This window comes from Actinomyces oris (assembly GCF_001553935.1).
GTDB lineage: Bacteria > Actinomycetota > Actinomycetes > Actinomycetales > Actinomycetaceae > Actinomyces > Actinomyces oris_A.
In genome coordinates this window covers 1,670,418-1,690,927 of record NZ_CP014232.1, presented here as the reverse complement: position 1 = coordinate 1,690,927, position 20,510 = coordinate 1,670,418, and the positions used below count along the sequence as shown (strand labels likewise).

The window sequence follows — 20,510 nt, the reverse complement described above, 5'->3', positions numbered from 1 at the left end:
ATGGCGCTGAGAGCACGTGCTGACAAGGCTAACCAGGCCGACGCCCGGGCCATGCCCCTGTTCGCGGTAGGCGTGAGTAAGCCTTGAGTCGGGTCGGCTCAAGATGAGGGCAGGGGTCCCTCCCGGCTGGCGCACCGCCCTTGGCACCACACGCCTGGTGCACCACCCCACCGGCCGCGTTCGTAGGGTAGGTCGCGCGTTCGCACCCTATAACCCTCGACAGCGCGACATCAGGTACGACCGCGGCGGCAGAGACGGCGTCGGCGCGTCTGCGGGCGCCGTGAAGCCAGACCATTCGAGCGGCATGGGAAGAACTGCCCCACATACTCTGCCGCACAATCCGAGACGGCCCACCACAATGGAGGCCATGCCTCCCGTGCCTTCTCCCGCCGACGCCGGCCATGACGACACTGCGCCGACCGACCACGACAACACGCGCACCGGTCAGGCCGCTGACACCGAAGCACGGGAGGCCGAGCGAGGGGTCGCGGATATCGCGCAACGTCTACTGCCCGTCCTGCCGGCGCTGAGAATCGGGGCGCTGCTCAGCGTCATCGGAGCTGTTGTGCTCTTCTTCGCCTGGCCGAGCGGCGTTCGCACCGCCCCTCTGTGGGGCATGCCCCCTGCCGTCATGGGGGTTCTCTGGATGGCGACCGTCATCATCCGCCCTCGGCCCTCGAGGTTCCGCGACTCCGTCCATGGCTCCCCCATCGCCGTGATACGCACCGCGGTCACCGTCCTGGCGATGGGTGGGATCGCAGTGTTCGCCGTTTGGATGATGTGGGAGTGTCTGTCGACGTGGTCCTCCGTGCTCTCCCGCACCGGGATCAACACCGTGGACCTCATTGCCGTCGCTGCGGGAACGGCGGGACTGGCACTCCTGAGCATCACCGACATTCTTATTCGCATGCTCCGGGCCGCCGTACTGCCTCCGGAGCTCTACCAGCGGAAATGGTGGACACGCCTCCGGCAGCCCAGAAGGCCGGTTCAGTATCCCGAGGGCCCGCGACGTCGGACGCTCGCACGTGCCGCTCTGGTGCTGGCACCCTCCGTCCTCCTTGCCGGCGCGGCGGCCGTCCCGCTGAGCCGACGCAATAAGGCCGTTCAGAGGCTGGCTCCGCCATCAGTCACCGAGAATCTTCCCGCCTACCCCGCCTCCTTGGCCGGCGAGCCGGCCTGGGTCAAGGACATCGACAACGTCCTGGATATTGTGGCGGGGGCCGCCGGCCCCGTCGTCCATACATCCGACGGCATCCTAGGAATTAACCCCATTGACGGAAGCACCTTATGGAGCTATGCGAGAAAGGGAGCCACATACGAGACATTCCTCGACTCCATAGGTAAACAAGCAGGGAAGAAATACGCTCGCACTCTCGTAGTCAGCCCCAACCACCGGCACATCGCCTTTCGCATCTCCGGCCCCGGCAAGGTGAAGCACCTTCCATTCACTGAACAGACAACGATAACAATCGTCTTGGACACCATCACCGGCCAAGTGGTCAATGACCACATTTCCGACGACGGAACCCTTCAGATCACCGATTCTGCGATCCTGGACGGACATAAGATCTACACCTTCGGCAGCAAGACCGAAAAATGGGATCTGAAGAAGCTTGGCGTCAGCATCGAAGAGGGAGGGCGAGAAAGGTATTTCGGGACTGCCGGACACTCAACATTCATTGTGGGACACTCCGAAGACCGCGTGGATGGCACAGGCATCCTGCAGTACGGGAGTCTGTCCCTTATCTCCCAGGACGACCCCAGCCAGGTTCACACCACTCCCCCAGTCCCTCTCATGTCAAATGCGGCACTACCATTGGTGATCGATGGGTGGACTGCCATCTTCAGTGACGGTACCCCCACAACCGCTAACGGCTCCGACGACCTGGGGTGGCAGATGCATGTCGCCGACCTCGACTCGCTTGCGAAGCCAGGCAGCACCAGCGCGCCCACTCATCATGTCGGCCGAAGCGCCGGCATCAACGCCCCAGCATCACTGACCTCCGGGAAAATCGTCATGCTCCCGGCAACGCTGCCCCCGCCGGCACGCGACATTGGCGACCATGACGATTTTCCTGATTGGGATGACTCCACCACTATCTCAACGATTTTCGATCCCTCAACACAGACAACACTGTCGGCCAGTCAGATATCAGGCCTCATTCGAGCAGTCGGAATCTCATCTACCAGCACAGGAGCGTCCGCCGGCGCCAAGATAAAAATCTCCTCCATGGGCAACGACACCGCAACCTCCTTCCCCATCTCGCCAGGCAGCATCTTCTACCCCCCAGGACATTTTAGATACAACCCTGACATGGAGGACATGGCCATCCCCCTCAGCCACTTCACAGACATCTTTGCGCTTCACACACCAGGAGCGAACATCATCATCCTCAACCCCACCGCGCGCCCCAGTTTTGAGAACCGATCCTATCGCCTCTACGGGATCACGGAGGCCACACAGCAATGAGAGTCGCCGACAACACCCTCTGCTCGAGCAGGCAACACTCGAACCACCTTCTGCGCATCACCGGCGCGCTGATGTCACTTTCCCTTGGGGTGACATCACTAGCAGCATGCTTCCCCATCACCAGCACCCCCTCCGCGGCATCGACCCCCTCAGCTTCTTCACTCAGTACCGGTGAAGCCAAGAATGTCGAACTGGGAGAGTACTTCAGCCACTCCGGCGTCGCCCCACTTCCGACCAATAGTGGCCCGCTCAGCATGTATGACACCCACAACGGTCAGACAACATTAGTAAAACACAATACGGAGGGAGGCATTGTGTGGTCGTCTACAATCACCCCTTCTGTTGCTGACATGCTCTTGGGGGAGACAACGACACCTCAGATGGCCGCCGAAGGTCAGCTTCTCGAGTCGACATCCGGATACGCAGTCGTCAGTCCTGACGGACGTCACGCGTCTCTCCTTCTACGACCCGCTGACATGCTCGATCCCTACGAGGCACGGGAGGAGAATCAGGACTTCACCGTCGCAGACCAGCGTGCTTACGTCCTCGTCATCGAGACCGAGACCGGAAGGACTGTCCGCACTGAGGAGGTCAAGGGGCTGATCCTAGGCCAGGTGCTCACCAATGACACCCTGGCCGTGGAGACCTCCCAGGCCTACTACCCCGGCGGAAACGGACACGGCACCATCACCACGTACTCCCTGGCCAAGCCGACGGCCAAGGCGGCCACGATCCCCACCGACAAGTGGCTCGTCGGAGCCACCCAGGACTCCCTGCTGCTGGCGCCGTCCAACATGAGCCAAGGGCACTTCGGCGCTCAACCGCTGACCCGCCTGAGCGAGAGCGGCGACGTCGTCGGAACAGTCACCGGCGTGACCGACATCTATCGGGGCGGCTGGGTCGGACGGGTCAAGGACGGCACCGACAGCACGGATCAGTCCACCCCCACCGAGCTGGTCCACCTTGACTCCGGCGTCACCACCGACGTCGCGGGACTCAAGGTAGAGGAGGTCGCGTTACCCACCGCTGCAGGGCTCCTCGTCTCCCGGGAGACCACCACCGGTGAGGGCCAGAACAGCAAGACCACCTCCACCCCGCAGTTCTGGCTCAGCGCCGCCGACGACGGACACCCCCACACCGAGAACCTCGAGCAGTTCTCCACCAAGTAGTACCCAAGCCTCCCCGCGACGAAGGGCCGCACACCATGCCACCTACCGCCGATCTCGAAGCCGCAGACGAGGCCACCGATGACCAGCTCGCCGCAGCACTCGAGCATCGCAACCACCGCCTTCAGCGCACCGTCACCGCTCTGCGAGCTCTGCTCGCCGGCGGCGTTTTCGCCTTGCTTGCAGCGGTCGCCCTGTACTTCATCTGGAACAGCGGCATCAAGGGCGTGGGACACATAGCGCTCGGCCGCTCATGGAACCGGTTCTGGCTCATTGTTCCGCTCTGGCTGGTGGGCATGGTCTGCTGGACGGATCCCTCCGATTACCACACCACCGACAACACGCACGACTTTCTCACACGCACCTTCACCGCTCTCAAGTTTCTTCCAGTGGCGGGCGTTGCGGCATGGATCGTCTACACCTGTCTTCCGGTCCTCGATCTGTGGCAGGAAACCGCGGCCACTTACGGCGTCCGCCTCGGGGAGCTGCTGGCCCTCATGATGGGCATCACCGCATTCGGGCTGATCGCCATGGCTCACATGTCCCTCAATGCCTTCCGCTCTTCCTTCGTCTCCGGCGAGGCTCCCTTGGATGACGAGGCTACCGTTGAAGATTCGGATTCCAAGCCCACCCACCCTACGGACGTCACTTCCCACAGGCACCGCCCTCGCCCGAAAGCCCCCTCTTTTCTCAGCCCTCTCACCACGGCTCTCGCGCTCCTGCCAACCATTGCTCTGGTCTCCGGTTTCGGCATCCCCTATCTCACGTTGAAGAGCACGCACGCCTCCACCCCCACCATCACGCAGACGACAACCTCCGAACTTGAGGCCTCCCAACTGCCCACTTACCCCACATCCTTCGGGTCTCAGAAGGCCTGGGTGAAGGACGTCGGCGACCTCGTCGATATTGTCAGTGGGGCCGCCGGGCCGATTCTTCTCACGAATGACACCATCACCGGTATTAACCCAAGCGACGGCTCGACTCGTTGGCAGTATCGCCGGGCCGGCTCGCAGTTCCTGATCTGGTCGGATTCCAAAGATACTGTTGCGTCAGGGAATCAGGGTCTCATCACCAGCCCGAATGGCCGCTACGTGGCAGCGATTGCTGACGATCCTGTCGTCTACACGTCACTGACGTCACAACCGAAGCCCCTGGAAGGTGAGTCCCCGAGGACAACGATCGTCATCGATGCTGTCACCGGGAAGGCGGTGCTGGAGCACCCCCAAGACGTTAACGACCATGACGATACACTTCAGCTGAGCGATTCAGCGCTCCTTGACGGGGCGGTCGCCTACTCCTTGAGCGATGGATCACAGATGTGGGATCTCAGGAAACTGCGCGTCAAAAGCAGCGGTAGTTCCGACAGAACACACATAGGAACAGCCGGCCACTCCAGCTTCATTCTTCAAAGTATCGACGAAAGCGACGCAATTACTGTGATTTCGCAATCTGATCCGTCTCATCCGAAGAAAGTCGCTGGCGTACTCCACGAGCGCAAGCCGCGCCGGGTCATCACCGCGCAGGGGTGGATCGGCATCTACGACGACCACGCCGAGAGAAACGTCAAGGACGATCCACCGACCGCACGTCGCGCGCACGCAGTCAGCATTGATGCCCTCGCTGAGGCACCCAACGCGGACACCCGCACCTTCGACTTGGGATCGACCCTGGGAATCAACGCCGCAGCATCACTCCCCACCGGAACGCTGTCCGTGCTCCCCGACAGCTCGCCGGTTGGAAGGATTGACAGCGATGAGGACTACGAGGACCTCTTCACCCAGAAAGGATTCAACGCCGTCAGTACGATCTTCGACCCAGCCACCATGACGGTGGCATCCTTTGGGCAGGCACCCCACTACGTCGCAGCCGTAGGGGTCACCACGACCGACCCAGAGGATGGAAAGCCCGCAACAGCATCACGTCATCTCCCGGAGGCAACCACGGGCGATGGTCAGATCACGATCAGGACGGGCGATGGCAGCATCATCCCCGTATGCGACCTCGAACCAGGATCCATTTACCAACCACCATTATCCTACAACTCCAGCCTAGAACCCTTAGCAGGCGAACACACCTACCCTCCGACTATCTCCGCACTCAGCACCCCCGGAGCCACCATCGCCATCCTCGATGATTCACCAGAATTCACTTTCAGATCACACGCCTTCCGGCTCTATGGCATTCCAGGGTAGGTAGACATGGAATCACAGAATCACTCACACACAGCTCTGCGAACCATACGGAAGAGTAGGACCGCCTGTGCCGCACTCGCTCTACTGACGATCTCCACACTTGCCGCCTGTCACACACAGCCCACCGCACCTGCTCCGACAACCGCACCATCCCTCTCATCGGCGATGCTCTCCACAGAGGAGAAACAGAGCTGCCTTGAGGAGGGCAAGTACAACGGGCCGTCATATCTTCCTGTGAAGGGCGCAGTCGTCTGCATCACCATACAATTCAACACAGAAGGCCACGACTTGACACTCGTCGCCCGGTTCGACGCGCCCGACGGCGATCCCCAATGGGCAGTATCAGTATCCCCGCAGGCCGCCGACTTCACCGACTATGAAAGCGACATGTACTCGGCGCAACAGCAGGCGGGAAACATCCTCCAGGCGCGCACTTCTGGATACGCGACCGTCAGCCCGAACGGACAATACGTCTCCTTGGTGCTGCGTCCCCCGGAGGCGGAAGAGGATCATCCCGGACGACTTCTGGAGACGCCGTTCAACCTGGCCGCTCAACGCACGACGGTCATTGTGCTCGACACAGCCTCCGGTAGGCCCGTACGTACAGTGGAAGTCTCAGGGCTGGTCCTGGGTCAGGCCCTCACCAGTGACTCACTCGCCGTCGAGACCGCTGACGCCTACTATCCCGCGGGGAAAGGCAAGGGACGCATCAGCGTCTTCTCGCTGACGGAGCCGTCCGCCTCCCCCACGTCCTTCCCTACCAGCCTATGGCTCGCAGGCTCCGGTAGGAGCTCTCTGCTTCTGTCCTCGCAGCCTCCTGGCGGCAGCGGCACCTCCACCTCAACGGTGACGCAGGTCGATCTTCACGGCAAGCACCTTGCCACCTTCACGGATTCCTCCGGCATCATCCTGGGCGGGTGGGTGCGTCGAAACACGTACCTGCCCGACGAGAAGCGGTTTCACCGCGAGGTGGTGGACACCAACTCCGGAGCGGTCTACGACGATGACGCCGACCGCGTGTGGACGCACCGTGTCTCCACGGGGCCGGGACTCGTCATCGGTCAGAAGAGTTCTGATGAGAACGGCACGATCACCTTCACCCCGCAGTTCTGGCTCAGCGCCGCCGACGACGGCCACCCCCACACCGAGAACCTCGAGCAGTTCTCCACCAAGTAGTACCCGAGCCGGCCCACAACGAAAGACCCCACGCCATGCCACGCGCCGCCGACGTCGATCACCCCATCGACGACTCCCCCTCCGCTTCCGGCCACAGCGCCGACCAGGCCGATGCGGCCCTCAACCGGCGCAGACGCCGCCATCAGCGCATCATCGCTGCCCTGACGTCGCTGCGTTTCGGCTGCTTCCTCGGCATGGTGGCCGCGGCCGCCCTCTGCGTCATCTGCGGCAGCGGGATCGCCAAGGTGCTGCTCAAGCTCCCCCTGCTGTCCTGGAAGGGGCTGGCGCTGACCGTGTTCCTGTGGGCGTGCGGGGTCGTCCTCTGGCCCGAGCCGCGCCATGACAGCCGCAGCATGCGCAACAGGGCTCTGACCGCGGCCCGCTCAGCGCTCATGCTCCTGCCCGCCGTCCTGGTCCCGGCTGCTGCCGTGTACGCCGTCCTCCCGATCGTCAGTCTCTGGAGGTTCGTGTTCTCCACCTACGCGGTCAGCCTGGGCGAGGCCCTGGCCTACATCATGGGTGTCGCCGCCTTCGCCATGCTGCTGTCCACAGACATTCTTCTGCGGGCCTTGCGCGCTCTGTTCGAGCCCTATGCCGACGAGTCGCTCTACGTTCCCAATCCGATCTCGGAGCGGATACACGACCTGCGCGATCAGCTGCGGCGACCGTGGCGCTCCTCCCTCCGGGCCCTGGGCCCTCGAGCCCTGCTCGCCCTCGTTCCCGTCGTGGCGCTCGTCGCCTCCTTCGCCGTGCCCTACCTCGGCCATCCGACGACGTCCGACCGGCCCACCATCACTCAGTCCACGGGCCCGTCGGTGAACGCCGACCAGCTGCCGGCGTATCCCACCGGCTTCGCCTCGAAGGAGATGTGGACCAAGAATCTGGCGAGCGGACAGGACGTGGTCGCCGGAGCCGCCGGCCCCATCGTTCTCACCTCAGATGGAGCCATCGGGCTCGACCCCCGTGACGGCTCGAACCGATGGAGCTACCAGCGTAAGGGAGCAACCGCGACAGACGTCATCTCCGGCCCCGACGGCCGCTACCTGGCGATGAGATTCGAAGAGCCGGTCGTCTACACGTCCATGACCGGAACGGACGGAAATCTCAGTCCTTCGACGCCGAAAGCCACCGTCGTGCTCGACACGATCACCGGGGCAACGGTCTTCGACTGGCGCGGCGACAGTCCCCTCCAGCTGACCGACTCGGCGGTCCTCTACGGCACCACCGCCTACTCGCTGAAGGACCGGTCGACCATGTGGGACCTTCGAAAGCTCACCGTTGACGGCGCCTCAGGCTCCCAGTCCGCCCAGGCCGCCTACTCCGGCGCAGCCGGTCACTCAGCCTTCGTCCTGAGTCGCCCCGCGACATACCATGACGCTGCGGTCCCACAGAATAATCCCACCGCCACCCATGAGCTCCCGACCCTCACGCCCCGGTCAGACGGACGTATCGAATTTGACTACAGCAAGGCGGATGATCCTCTGGTGATCGACGGCTGGATGGTCATTGACAAGCCTCGTGGGAAACAGTCCAGGCCGTCGTGGTCCAGGGATAACGATCCGCAGGACCGGGAGGTCCAGGCCGTCAGCCTCGACGGCCTGGCCGGTGTTCCCGGAGCAGATACTCGGGCCTACGACCTCGGCATGACCTCTGCGGTCAACGACATCGCCTCCATGAAGGCCGGAGCCCTCGTGACCTTCCCGCCTCTCCCAGCTGAGAAGCCTGAGAAGAAGTACTCCAGCTCGGACCGCTTCCTGTGGGAGGCCTCCGGCACTGTCGGCTCCGTCTTCAACCCTTGGACACGTGAGGTGACGGCAGCGGCTAAGACGCCGGGACTGGCCGCCGCCTCCGTCGGCATCACCCAGATCGCCGTCGGTGAAGCCGTCGAGGGACGGATCACTGTCAAGCCCGCAGACGGGTCATCGGGCGTATCAATCCCTCTGGCGCCGGGGACAACATTCGCTCCGCCGGGAGACAAGCTCTACAACCCTCAGCTCAAGGATCTGGTACTGGCCGACGGCAACCATGAAGACAGTCTGGTGACCGCAGTCAGCACTCCCGGCGCCACCATCATCATGGTTCGGACAGGCACGCGGTATACCGGCACCTCTCGCATCTATGCCGTGGGAGGAGAAGCCCGATGATGCGCCACACGACACACGCGACGAAGCCCAGCCCCATGCCCGCCCCCATACCGTCGATGCGCCGTCACCGCACCGGTTCGGCGGCGAGCCGCGCCGCTCGCGCCCTGGTGGCAGCGCTCCTCGTCTCACTGCCACTGTCAGGCTGCGGCTCCTCATCCCCAAAGACTGCGGCGACCACGTCGTCGGCGGGAGTCTCCGTCACCCCGCTCAGTGCAGATCAGGTGGAGTCCGAACGGAAGCACTTCTCTTCCGTCTTTGTCCGCAACCTGCCCACTCGCTACGGGACGGTCAGCGCGGAAAACTCACTACCCGAATCCGATGATGGTTCTGTGTCCTCAGGAGTCGTCACCAGCGACAAACCTGGGAGCACCGACGACGAGCCGAAGACCAAGACCCTTCAGTGGGCCGCCCGCCTCAATCACCCCATTTTCAGAACCGGCGACCTGGGCGACGGTGACCGCGACTCGACCACCCAAACGCAGACCTACGACCTTCTCAAGCAGAAGTCCTCCGGCGTGGGCGTCGTCAGTCCCGACGGGAAGCACATCTCGCTCATTCTCCAACCGCACCGGACGGCTCAGGACGACGACTTCTCAGCCCAGCGCGCCTACGTCGTCGTCCTCAGCGCCGAGACGGGGAAGCTCGAGGGCTCGGTGGAGGTCTCCGGACTGATCCTGGGGCGGGTCCTCACTAACGACAGCCTGGCCATCCAGACCGCTCAGAACTACTACCCGGGAGCCGAGGGTCAGGGAGTCATCTCCGTCTACCCGCTGAGCAACCTTGCGGACAAGCCATCGACCATTTCCAGTGACCACTGGCTCATCGGCGCCTCCCAGGACTCACTCATCCTGTCCCCGTACTCCCCCACCGCCAGCAACGATGGGAGCACCCGGTTCCGCCCGTTCACGGTGACCCAGATGGGTACGGACGGCACAGTGCGCAGAACCATCACCGGTGTCAATCGGGTCTATCCCGGCGGATGGCTTCAACGCTTCAGCGATCCTGCCGCCGCGGCCACACTCGCCGCCAGCACCGCAGGGAAGGACGATGACCAGACGCGAGCAGCCTGGGACGCCCTGTCCACCCAGATCGTCGACCTGAACTCCGGAAGCACGCACGACCTCATGGGAGGAAAGGCCGAATCGGTCGGTGTCCCCACCGGCCCCGGCCTGCTCATCAGCCGTGAGACCGCCGACGGCAACGGCAACCCCCAGCAGTTCTGGCTCAGCGCCGACGACGACGGCCACCCCCACACCGAGAACCTCGAGCAGATCGCCAACAAGTAGCGGCACGAAGGACAGCACGATGACCGATCAATCCACGGGCGAGGACGCGGAGCCCCTCGCGGCTCCCACTCCCCTCACCTCAGAGAATCCCTACTCCTCGCTATCAGCCCTTGCCCGCCGTCGGCGTCCCCGCACGCCTCAGGAGCGCCGTCAGGTCTGGTCGCGGCGGTTCGAGGGCCTCTTCTGGGCGCTGAAGGTCGGCGCCCTGCTCACCGTCCTCGTAGCGGCCGGCCTCTACCTGGCGTGGCGCACTGATCTGACGATGCGCTGGGTGCTCCTCTACCTCGGTCTCGCGCCGCTGGTCACGGCGCTCGTCCTGTGGGGGATCGGCATTCTCGCCTGGCAGGAGCGTGCCGAGTACTGGGTCGACTGGCAGCATCGGGTACGGGCATGCCGGCGCATCATCAAGCGGCTCCTGCCCGTTGCCGGGGTGGCCACCTGCGGCCTGCTCAGCGCCGGAGGCGCGCTGGGCCTGTGGCACGACATCTTTATGCCGCTGGACGCCAGCGCCGGCGAGCTACTCGCCTTCGCGATGGCGGCCCTGGGGCTGGGCTCCTTCTTCGCCTTCGATCTTCTCCAGCGCGTCACCCGCTCCTTCTTCCCCGAGGTCGCACAGGCCTCCTCGCTCCGTTCACGGCTGCGTGCCAGGTCCGCTCCTCTCTCACGCCTTCTGCCCACCCACCTCCGGAGCGCCGGCTCCTGGGGGCCGCGCATCGTTCTGGTGGTAATCCTCCTGGCCCCGACCCTCGTGCTCAGCGCAAGCGCCTACCTCGCCCACAACTGGGACCGGCCCCGCCCGATCCCTGTGGCCGCCCCCGCCACCTTGCCCAACTACCCGACCTCCTTCCCGTCTCAGGCGACCTGGACCCACGACATCCCCTCCGCGCTGGACGTGACCGCAGGGGCCGCAGGCCCCCTCGTCCTCACCGATGACAGCCTCATCAGCCTGGATCCCTCCACCGGGAAGATCCGCTGGGACTACGACCGTCAAGGCAAGAAGTTCGCCCAGTACGGGGGACGTGTCAACGGCGTCCTTGGTGAGCGCCCGTATCTCATCACCAGCCCGGACAGGCGCCACGTCGCCCTGACGCTCGGGGAGTTGGAGTTCCAAAGCAAGAGCTCCGACGGCGATTACGGTCTGGAATCGACCCTCACCATCGTCCTGGACACCGTGACCGGACGGGTCACCAACGAGCACTTCCACGACGGCAAGGCCGTCCAGCTCACCGACTCCGTCCTCCTGGCCGGCAGCACCGTCTACTCGCTGGCCGACGACTCCGTGATGTGGCGGCTCGGCGACGTTGACCTCGATCTCTCCGAGGAGGGCTCCCCGTACACAGGCACAGCGGGGCACGCCAGCCTCATTCTCGCGGAGAAGATCCCCGGTAGCACCAACGGGATCGGCCTTTTCACACTCGTCCCGGATACCAACCCCCGCGGTGTCGTCAGGGACGTTCCGGCCGCCTACGCCAATCGGGAGCCGCTCATCGTCGAGGGCTGGACAGTCACCTACCCCGAGGCCACCCAGGATGAGTTCGTCGATGTCGATTGGAACTACTCGAAGGCTCACCGCGCCCAGGCCGTCTCCCTTGACGCCCTGGCGAAGGTGCCCGGCGCCGACACCCATGCCTACGACCTGGGCCAGACCCTCGGCATCGCCCCAATGGCGTCCTTTCTCTCCGGGAGGCTGGCCGTCCTACCGGCCACCGCGCCCACCCCGGTCGAGCCGAACGCAATCCCCGGCCCCGATGGCTGGAAGGACCAGTCCACGGTCGCCACCACCTTCAACCCCAGGACACGCGCCGTGCTGGCAGCCCCCCAGGATCCGGGGCTCGTCACCGCGGTCGGGATCACCCGCGCCGACGACGGACAGGGACGCATCAGCCTTCAGTCGGGAGACAAGTCGAAAGCCACCTCCATCCCCCTGGAGAACGGCACAGTCTTCTTCGATCCACGAACAGGCGGTCCCAACGCCGACCTTGACGACTTCTCCGTCAATACACCAGGAGGCAACGACGGCATCAGCGCACTCAGCGCGCCGGGCGTCACCATCGTGCTTCTGCACCCCACCGACGAGAGTCAGACCACCGGTACACGCATTCGTCTCTACGGACTGGTAGGAGCCTCGTCATGAGCCGACAAGCCGCCGCCCGGCACCCCCACCGCACGTCCACGGGACCTGCCCACCGTCGACATCGATCCTCCCGGCTGCTCCTTGCCGCAGTACTACTGGCCCTCCCGTTGAGCGCCTGCACCGGTCAGCTGACCTCAGCCCCGATCCAGACCACACAGGAGGTCACCGTCAAGGCCACTGCACTCACCGCCGAGCAGGTCACGAGCCTAGAGGCCGACGCCAACACGGGCCCGGACATGGAGTTCCCAACGCTTCCCACTGAGAACAGCACCATCACGGTGCTCATCAACTGGGAGAAGAACCATCGCACGCCCGTGGGAACCACCCTCGTCAGCCGGAACCGATCAGACGGCGCCCTGAAGTGGGCGGTGGCGATCACGCCGCCGGGCGCATCGCGCGACGCTCTGGAGAATTCAGACGCCCCGCAGCACAACGTCTCAGACCTGATGACGTCCCAAACCAGCGGAGAGATCGTCGTCAGCCCCGACGGGCGCCGCGTCTCCCTCATCCTCGCCCCGCATCACGGGCAGCTCGAGGAGAGGCTCGCCGAACAGGAGTCCTACGTCGTCGTCCTGGACGCCACGAGCGGCACCGTGGTGCGCACGGAGGAGCTCAACGGAGTGATCCTGGGGCAGGGCCTGACGAACGGCTCTCTGGCCGTGGAGACCGCCAACGACTACTTCCCCGGAGGCACGGGGGAGGGCCAAGTCCATGTCTTCGGGCTGGACGACCCATCCGCCCCGCCCTCGTCATTCGCCACCGATCAGTGGCTAGCGGGGGCCGGGACCGACTCGCTGCTGCTGTCACCGCAGCCGCCTTCCCCGTACGGGCCGGAAAGCAACTCCGGCGCATCGACCGTCACCCAGGTGGATACCTCCGGGAAGGTCCGCTCAACCATCAAGGGTGTTGAGGCCGTGCACCCGGGCGGCTGGGTCACGCAGGTCAGTGACCCGGCGGCCGTCAATGCGTCGGCCAACCTCGCAGCGGCGGGCAAGAAGGAGAAACCGGCCTCTCTCAACGCCGCCCTGCAGGGCCTGACGCGGCAGGTCGTCAATGTCTCCACGGGAAGCAGCGTGGATGTCACCGGAACGATCGTCGAAGACCTGGGAGTCCCGACCGGACCCGGGCTGGTGGTCGGCCGGACGAGCACTGAGGCGAGCGGTGAGACAACCTACACCCCGCTCTTCTGGCTCAGCTCTGCCGATGACGGACACCCCCACACCGAGAACCTCGAGCAGTTCACCAGCAAGTAGCGGCACGGGAGACAGCACGATGACCGATCAGCCCAGTGACCAGTCCCAGGACGCCGAGTCCCCTGCACCCGCCGGCTCGGCCGAGGCTGCGGAGTCTGCGGAGTCCGTAGAGGCCGCCGAGGCCACCGAGACCGCGGAGACCGCGGAGGCCGCTGACTCCGTTGGCGCCTCGGACGGCTCGGTACCCGATCCTCCGCGACGCGTCCTCACGATGCTGTGGGCTCTGCGGGCCCTGCGCCTCGGCTGGCTCCTGGCGGTCGGGGCAATGGCCGTGCTGTTCCTCGTTTACCAGAGCGGGATGGGGGATCCCGGTGACGCGATGAAGGGGGGCGGGGGCTTTATTGGCGGCCTGGCCGTGCTCATATGGATCGCCGGCTACTTCAAGTGGAGAGAGAACGCGCGTTTCGCCTTGAAGAGCTATCCCACCTCACCGCGAGCGCTCGTCAGGAAGACGGTCCTCTTCCAACCGCTGTGCTTCCTGGTGTTCTCGGGCGGCTTCGCCGTCGTCCTTCTTCGCCTGTGGCACGCCCAGCTGCGCAGCACCTCGGTCAGTATCGACCAGCTACTCACACTGGCGGTGGGGGCACTGGGCCTGGGCCTGCTGGCGGCGACCGATCTCCTGGTTCGCGCCACCCGGGCCACCTATTTCCCGCCGCCGCAGAAGCAGCACCTGAGGGCGCGGCTGGGAGGTCTGCGGAGGATTCGGTTGCCCCGCCTCTCGTGGCGCTGCGTCCTCGGCGCGGTCATTCTCATCGTCGTTCCGCCGCTCGCCCTCGGGGCAGCGGCCACGGTCCCGCACCTGGTCGCGAGCCGGGTCACGCCGTCGACCGCTGCGAGTATCGACACCTCTGCGCTTCCGGCGCTGCCCCGGTCCTTCGCCTCGACGGCGGCCTGGTCGCAGGACATCCACAACATGGCGGAGGTGGTGGCCGGTGCTGCCGGGCCGGTCGTCCTGAGCAGCGACGGCGTCGTCGGCCTCAATCCCGCCGACGGCTCGACCCGGTGGACCTATCCGCGCAAGCACGCGCGCTTCATCCGCTGCTACTCGAGCCCGGACCGCCGTCACCTCGCGGTGACCCTCGATGCCACCGACGGCGAGCAGCCGGAGGGAATGAGTATCGACCCCCTGGTGGTGGTTCTCGATACGGTGACCGGGCGCGTCACCTACGAGGGCTTCAGGCAGGAAGGCGTCCTCCAGCTCACTGACTCCGTCCTGCTCAACGGCGCCACCGGCTACTCGCTCGCCGACGGCTCCCGACTGTGGTCCATCGACAAGGAGGATGTCTCCGTCTCACCTGATACCTGGCCCTACTCGGGCACGGCCGGTCATTCCACCTTCCTCCTGCGGGGCACGCAACGACGCCCCGATGGGGAAGAGTCCAGCGACGGAGTGTACGGAATCTACACGCTCATGCCCGACACCGCCCCCTCGGTACGCCGTGAGAGCGCCCCGCTTCTCACCGACGGCCGGGGCGACCTTCTCGTCGTCGATGGCTGGGTGGCCGCCTTCACACAGACACCCACACCGATCGACTTCCAGACCTCCCCCACAGGCTGGGCGGCGCAGGCCGTCAACCTGGACGCCATGGCGGGCGTCGCCGGTGCCGACACCACCACCTATGACCTGGGCCTGACGTCGGGAGCCAACATCACTGCCTCCCGCGCCACGAGCACGCTGACGACTCTGCCTCCACGGACGGTAGGTCACGGAGCCGGCTACATGCCGTCATCTCCCCAGGAACTCGAGGGCGGTACTACGACCGCCGCGATCTTCGACCCCCAGACCCGGACCGTCTCCCACTCGGCGCAGGAGGCCGGACTCCTGTCCTACGCCAGTCTCGCCCGCGCCGAGTCCGGCGGTGGCGGCGTCCTGAGCGTCAGCAGTGGGGAGCGCACCCCGACGACGGTGGACGTGCCCGCAGGCTCCACCTACTACCCGCCCGGGATTCGGCACTTCTGGACCATCGATAATCCGTCGCCGTCGTCGGATCCACTGCTCACCACCCTGAGCACGCCGGGAACGACCCTCGTCATCATGGCCACCGGCCCGGACAAGGGCTCCCACTCCTTCCGCATCTTCGGCATCTCAGGAGCATCGTCATGACCAGCACACGCCCTCACCTCCGTCGCCGGCGAGTCGTCGGCTCAGCCCTGGCTGCGGCGGTCCTGTTCGCGGGGGCCATGAGCGCCTGCAGCCCGAACACCTCGCAGCTGCAGCAGGTGGAGTCCACCGCCCTGAGCGCCTCGCAGGTCAAGGAGCGCATCTCGAAGACTCCCACCAGCACTGATGACGATGCCTTGCCTGTCGGCGAGGACTACCTCTACGTCTCTGCTCCGGAACTGACGGAGAAGGAGAAGGCGCAACGCGGCAGACAGGACCGGTCGGGGCCGAACAGCTCGATCGTCGCCAGGTACCGCGGCTCGGACGGCTCGGTGCTGTGGGCGCGTGAGATCACGCCGGCCGTCGTCAACTGGTTCTACGACGACGGCAGCTCTGCCCAGGACGTTGCCCGCGACCTCCTCGCCTGGCGGCCGGCCGGCTACGCCGTCGTCAGTCCCGATGGCCGCTATGTCTCCCTCGTCCTGCGTCCACCGCAGATGAGGCCCGTGCTTCATGACTCGGATGAGGACCGCAACCCGCTCGACGTCGCTGCTCAGCGCACCCACGTCCTCGTCCTCGACGCCGCCACCGGGAAGACGGTCCGCACCGTGGAGGTCTCGGGGCTCGTCCTGGGACAGGTGCTGACCAACGACGCCCTGGCCGTGGAGACCGCCCGGACCTACTACCCGGCCGGGGACGGGAAGGGGACGGTCACCGTCTACTCCCTGACCGACACGTCCGCCGCTCCAGCATCCTTCGCCACCGACCAGTGGCTCACCGGGATCGACGACGGCGCCCTGCTCCTGTCCCCTCAGTCGCTGGCTACCGGATGGCGCAACGACGTGTCGGTGACGCTCACCCGCGTCGATACCCGGGGGCGAAAGCTCGGCACTATTCAAGGCGTCACCGCACCCGACCGGAAGCATTGGGAGCGACCGAAGCAACGTTAGATCGCCTCCTGGGGCACGGTGGCTCCGATCTCCACGGAGGGGAGAACTATCCCCCGTGTTCTGCCTCGTTCCGCCTCACCATCACGATCCGGTCACCACAATAGGCTCATGCCTCCTACGCCCGACGCCGACACTGACGACAACGGCACCGATCAGCCCGACACCGATCCCAGCAGCCAAGGGGTCGGCACCCAGACAGGCGCTGCTGCCTCCGGCGACGAACCCTCAACGGACCAGGGCACGGGTGAGGCCGAAGGCAGCGCCAACTGTGATGCCGTTGAGGCCGACCAGGCCGCAACCGACGCCGATGAAAGCAACGGCGGGGCCGAAGGCAAGAACGAGGGCGAGTCCTTCCCACCGCGCGGTGCCCTCACCCTGCGCGCCCTGCGCTGGGGCGGACTCCTCGGCGCCGTCGTGTTCGCAGTGACCACGCTGGCACTGCTCCGGGGCTTGGTGGACGCCCGCAACCTCATCCCGGACAAGGTCTCAGCACTGACGACTTGCATGATCGTCGCAGGGTTACTGGCCTGGCCGTTCCTCAACTTAAGGGACAAGAAACGCCCCGTCCTGGCGACGATCATGACCACGGTCATGGCGGCCCTTGGGATGGCAACGTCAGCACACCTGGTTCTGGCGTGGTGGAACACCTACCAGGAGACCGGGTTCTCCGTCCTGTTCCTCTTGGCCCTGGCTGGAGTAGCGCTCTCAGCCGCGCTCTTCCTGAGCATCGGCCCACTGCTGCACTACCTGCGCAGTACCGCGGTAGGTCTCGGCGATGACGAGGATCCGAGCCGCTGGGGCCGCCTCCGGCGCAAGACCGGAGAGAAGACCGACCGGGGTCACCCCCGCTACGAGCGCATTCGGGTGACCCGCCGTACCCGCGCCTATCTCGCGGCCCTGGTCATTGCCCCTGCGCTGACGCTCGGTTCCGCCGTTGCTGGAACATGGGCACTCATCAACCCGGTCCACCACGTCACGGCCACCGCCCCCGCCAACTCCTCGCTGACGCCTCCCACGTCGCTGGCGCCGAAGGCCTCCTGGACCAAAGAGATCTCCTCCACCGAGCTGACCACCGTCGCGGGCGCCGGCGGCCCCATCCTCCTGACCGACAACGGCATCCTGGCACTGAACTCCAAGGACGGCAGCGTCCTGTGGAGCTATGAGCGCAAGCACTCCACATTCGCCCCCAACAGCTACTCCGACAGCCCTGGACTCATCACCAGCCCTGACGGCAGGTACGTGGCCACCCAAATCCAGCTCCCCAACTTCATCGCATCTCCCCAAGAGGGCGAAGCCGCCACCACCCTGGTCTTCGATGCCCTGACCGGCAGGCTCGTCTTTGAACGTCAAGGCACCGAAGGCCCAATTCAGCTGACCGACTCCGCGATCCTCGACAACGACACCGCCTTCTCCCTGACCGACGGGAAGAAGCTCTGGTCTTTTTCCGGCTACCACAGAACCAGCTACTCCGGAACTGCTGGGCACTCGTCGTTCATTCTGGACCAGTACAGCGATGATCGACGTCATGAAAATTCCCCCCAGTCCTACAAGTCAACAATCACTCTCCGCGTCACTCCACAGCAGGACCTCTCGGCTGCCGTAGAGGTCGATGATGTGCTTGCCAATCCTCCCGACTACTATGACTACCCAGCCGACCCCACCTGCTTCATTCAGGGATGGGCTGCACGCTACACCGGCGAGTTCGATTCGTCGGGTAACCCTGTGGCCGAGGCGATCAGCCTGGACGCGCTGGCCAAGGTCGACGACGCCGACACGAGGACTTTCCCCCTGGGGGCCACCTCAGGGATCAACACCACTGCATCCTTGAGCTCCGGAAGCATCGTCACCTACTCCCCCATCAGATTGGACAACGGTCGGCGAGATTCTCCGTCGGAGCCACGTACGGAGAAGGTGTTCGATCCATCCACCCTCACTGTCACCTCTATCGCCCAGTACCCGGGCTTCACCGGCTCGCCGGTCGAGTTCGTCGACATACCAGCAGACGATGGCTCACTGTCGGCCGCCATCACTGTTCGTCCCGGAGACGGCTCCACCGGAACCACGATCCCCATCACTCCCGGCTCCACCGACCTTCCTCCGACCCTCCTGGCGAGCAGCACTCCAGGCGGCACCGCCGAACGAGCACAAGCGATGAGAACTCCCGGAGCCGTCATCGCCATCTTCAATGCCACCGGCGACACCGAAAGAGACTACACCCGCGGGAAGTACGACCAGAGCGAACGATGCCCGCACACATATCGGATATACGGAATCACGGGGGAGCAGAAATGAGAATCTCACTCACTCCAGGGCATCGTGACCACACTCCGTATCGCCGCATGCTGGCGGTGGCCGCATCCGTCTCCTTGTCCCTCTCGATAGCCTCATGCAACATCAGCGCATACGGTCAAGAGCCGGCGCTCACGTCTCTCTCCTCCCAGTCCGTGGAGGACCTCAAGCAGGGTGTTTCGGCACAGGAACTGCGTGATGCTTCGCTGACGAAGCTGACGACCAAAACAGGGAAACTCTTCATCAGCACCAACTACAACACTGGCACAGCCACCAAGAAACCGGATGCGGACGTCACCAGGATCGTCAGCAGAGATCCCTCAACCGATCAGTTCCAGTGGGCGGTGTCCATTACGCCATCAGCCGCCGACCGCCAGATGCCGAACAGTATCTCGGATACGGAATACGGACACGACCACACAACGAGCCAGTCACATGCTGGCGACATGATCGTCAGCCCCGACGGCCGTTACCTGTCTCTGGTCCTGACATCTGATGAGTCGCAAAGCGGAGTACCGCCGACCGACCGGCACACGCACGTCGTCGTCCTCGACACGCAGACCGGCAAGGCTGTCCGAACCGCCGAGGTCTCCGGAATCGTCCTGGGGCAGGCCCTCACCAACAGCACCCTCGCCGTCGAGACCGCCCATAACTACTTCCCGGCAGGTTCCGGCAAGGGAACCATCCACGTGTTCTCGATCAAGAATTCCGGCGCGCAGCCATCCTCGTTCTCCACCGACCAGTGGCTCATCGGCGCCTCGGGGCAGGACCTCCTTCTGGCGCCGGACGTGCCGCCCTACGAGTGCACGTTGTATTGCGCCCCGTACACCGTGACGCGGCGCGGTACCGATGGGCACACTATCGCCACCCTGCCTGGAGTCACCGCTGTTCATCCCGGAGGATGGGTCAGTCAGTACCGGGACCCGAAAGCGGCCGCCAGTCTTGTCCACACACTGCATGCGTCTCCGGACAACAATGACGCAACTGAGGAGGCACGCCAGAAGCTCCGGAAGCTCCCGAAACAGCTCGTCCACATCGACACCGGCCAGACCACGGACACCACCGACATGACCGTGGACGAACGCAGCGTGCCGAATGGCCTCGGACTGGTCATCTACCAGGATGTCCACACCGAGAACGGCTCAACGGAGCGCAAGCCTGTCTTCTGGCTCAGTGCCGCCGACGACGGCCACCCGCACACCGAGAACCTCGAGCAGTTCACGAACAACTGAGGCACAGGCCGCCGCAAGCCGGCACGCAACCTTCTCCTGGGGCGTGCCGACTTCAATCTCAAGGAAAAACGGGGAGAACTATCCCCCGTGTTCTGCCTCGTTCCGCCTCACCATCAC

General features: G+C 64.8%; 12 protein-coding genes. All 12 read left to right on the top strand.

What is annotated here, in order from left to right; genetic code table 11:
- Positions 1-367 precede the first annotated feature (367 nt).
- The 12 genes from AXE84_RS06875 (at position 368) to AXE84_RS06820 (ending at position 20,393) form a co-directional block, all read left to right on the top strand.
- Entirely contained in the window at positions 368-2,470 is a 2,103-nt protein-coding gene (locus AXE84_RS06875; protein WP_060957338.1) for a hypothetical protein, read from the top strand.
- 476 nt (positions 2,471-2,946) lie between these two features.
- Entirely contained in the window at positions 2,947-3,639 is a 693-nt protein-coding gene (locus tag AXE84_RS06870; RefSeq protein WP_060957337.1) for a hypothetical protein, read from the top strand.
- A gap of 35 nt (positions 3,640-3,674) precedes the next feature.
- Complete coding sequence (locus tag AXE84_RS06865) at positions 3,675-5,828, top strand: hypothetical protein (RefSeq protein WP_060957336.1); 2,154 nt, start codon at positions 3,675-3,677, stop codon at positions 5,826-5,828.
- A 288-nt stretch (positions 5,829-6,116) separates the two neighbouring features.
- Positions 6,117-7,004, top strand: coding sequence for a hypothetical protein (locus AXE84_RS06860; RefSeq protein ID WP_236750007.1), 888 nt, complete (start codon positions 6,117-6,119; stop codon positions 7,002-7,004).
- A 35-nt stretch (positions 7,005-7,039) separates the two neighbouring features.
- Positions 7,040-9,148: a hypothetical protein gene (locus AXE84_RS06855; RefSeq protein ID WP_060957334.1), complete on the top strand. Its 2,109-nt coding sequence runs from the start codon at positions 7,040-7,042 to the stop codon at positions 9,146-9,148.
- Positions 9,148-10,434, top strand: coding sequence for a hypothetical protein (locus tag AXE84_RS06850; RefSeq protein WP_236750006.1), 1,287 nt, complete (start codon positions 9,148-9,150; stop codon positions 10,432-10,434). The genes AXE84_RS06855 and AXE84_RS06850 overlap by 1 nt, the downstream gene beginning before the upstream one ends.
- A gap of 19 nt (positions 10,435-10,453) precedes the next feature.
- Positions 10,454-12,568, top strand: coding sequence for a hypothetical protein (locus AXE84_RS06845; protein ID WP_060957332.1), 2,115 nt, complete (start codon positions 10,454-10,456; stop codon positions 12,566-12,568).
- A complete protein-coding gene (locus tag AXE84_RS06840; RefSeq protein WP_236750005.1) occupies positions 12,565-13,821 on the top strand; it encodes a hypothetical protein in 1,257 nt (418 codons plus the stop codon). The genes AXE84_RS06845 and AXE84_RS06840 overlap by 4 nt, the downstream gene beginning before the upstream one ends.
- Positions 13,822-13,840: 19 nt before the next feature.
- On the top strand, positions 13,841-15,925 hold the full coding sequence (locus AXE84_RS06835) for a hypothetical protein (RefSeq protein ID WP_060957330.1): 2,085 nt from the start codon (positions 13,841-13,843) through the stop codon (positions 15,923-15,925).
- Complete coding sequence (locus AXE84_RS06830) at positions 15,922-16,872, top strand: hypothetical protein (RefSeq protein WP_060957329.1); 951 nt, start codon at positions 15,922-15,924, stop codon at positions 16,870-16,872. Before AXE84_RS06835 ends, AXE84_RS06830 begins: the two co-directional genes overlap by 4 nt.
- Before the next feature lie 108 nt (positions 16,873-16,980).
- Positions 16,981-19,164, top strand: coding sequence for a hypothetical protein (locus AXE84_RS06825; RefSeq protein ID WP_060957328.1), 2,184 nt, complete (start codon positions 16,981-16,983; stop codon positions 19,162-19,164).
- A gap of 152 nt (positions 19,165-19,316) precedes the next feature.
- Positions 19,317-20,393, top strand: coding sequence for a hypothetical protein (locus AXE84_RS06820; protein WP_236750004.1), 1,077 nt, complete (start codon positions 19,317-19,319; stop codon positions 20,391-20,393).
- The last annotated feature ends 117 nt before the right edge of the window (positions 20,394-20,510 follow it).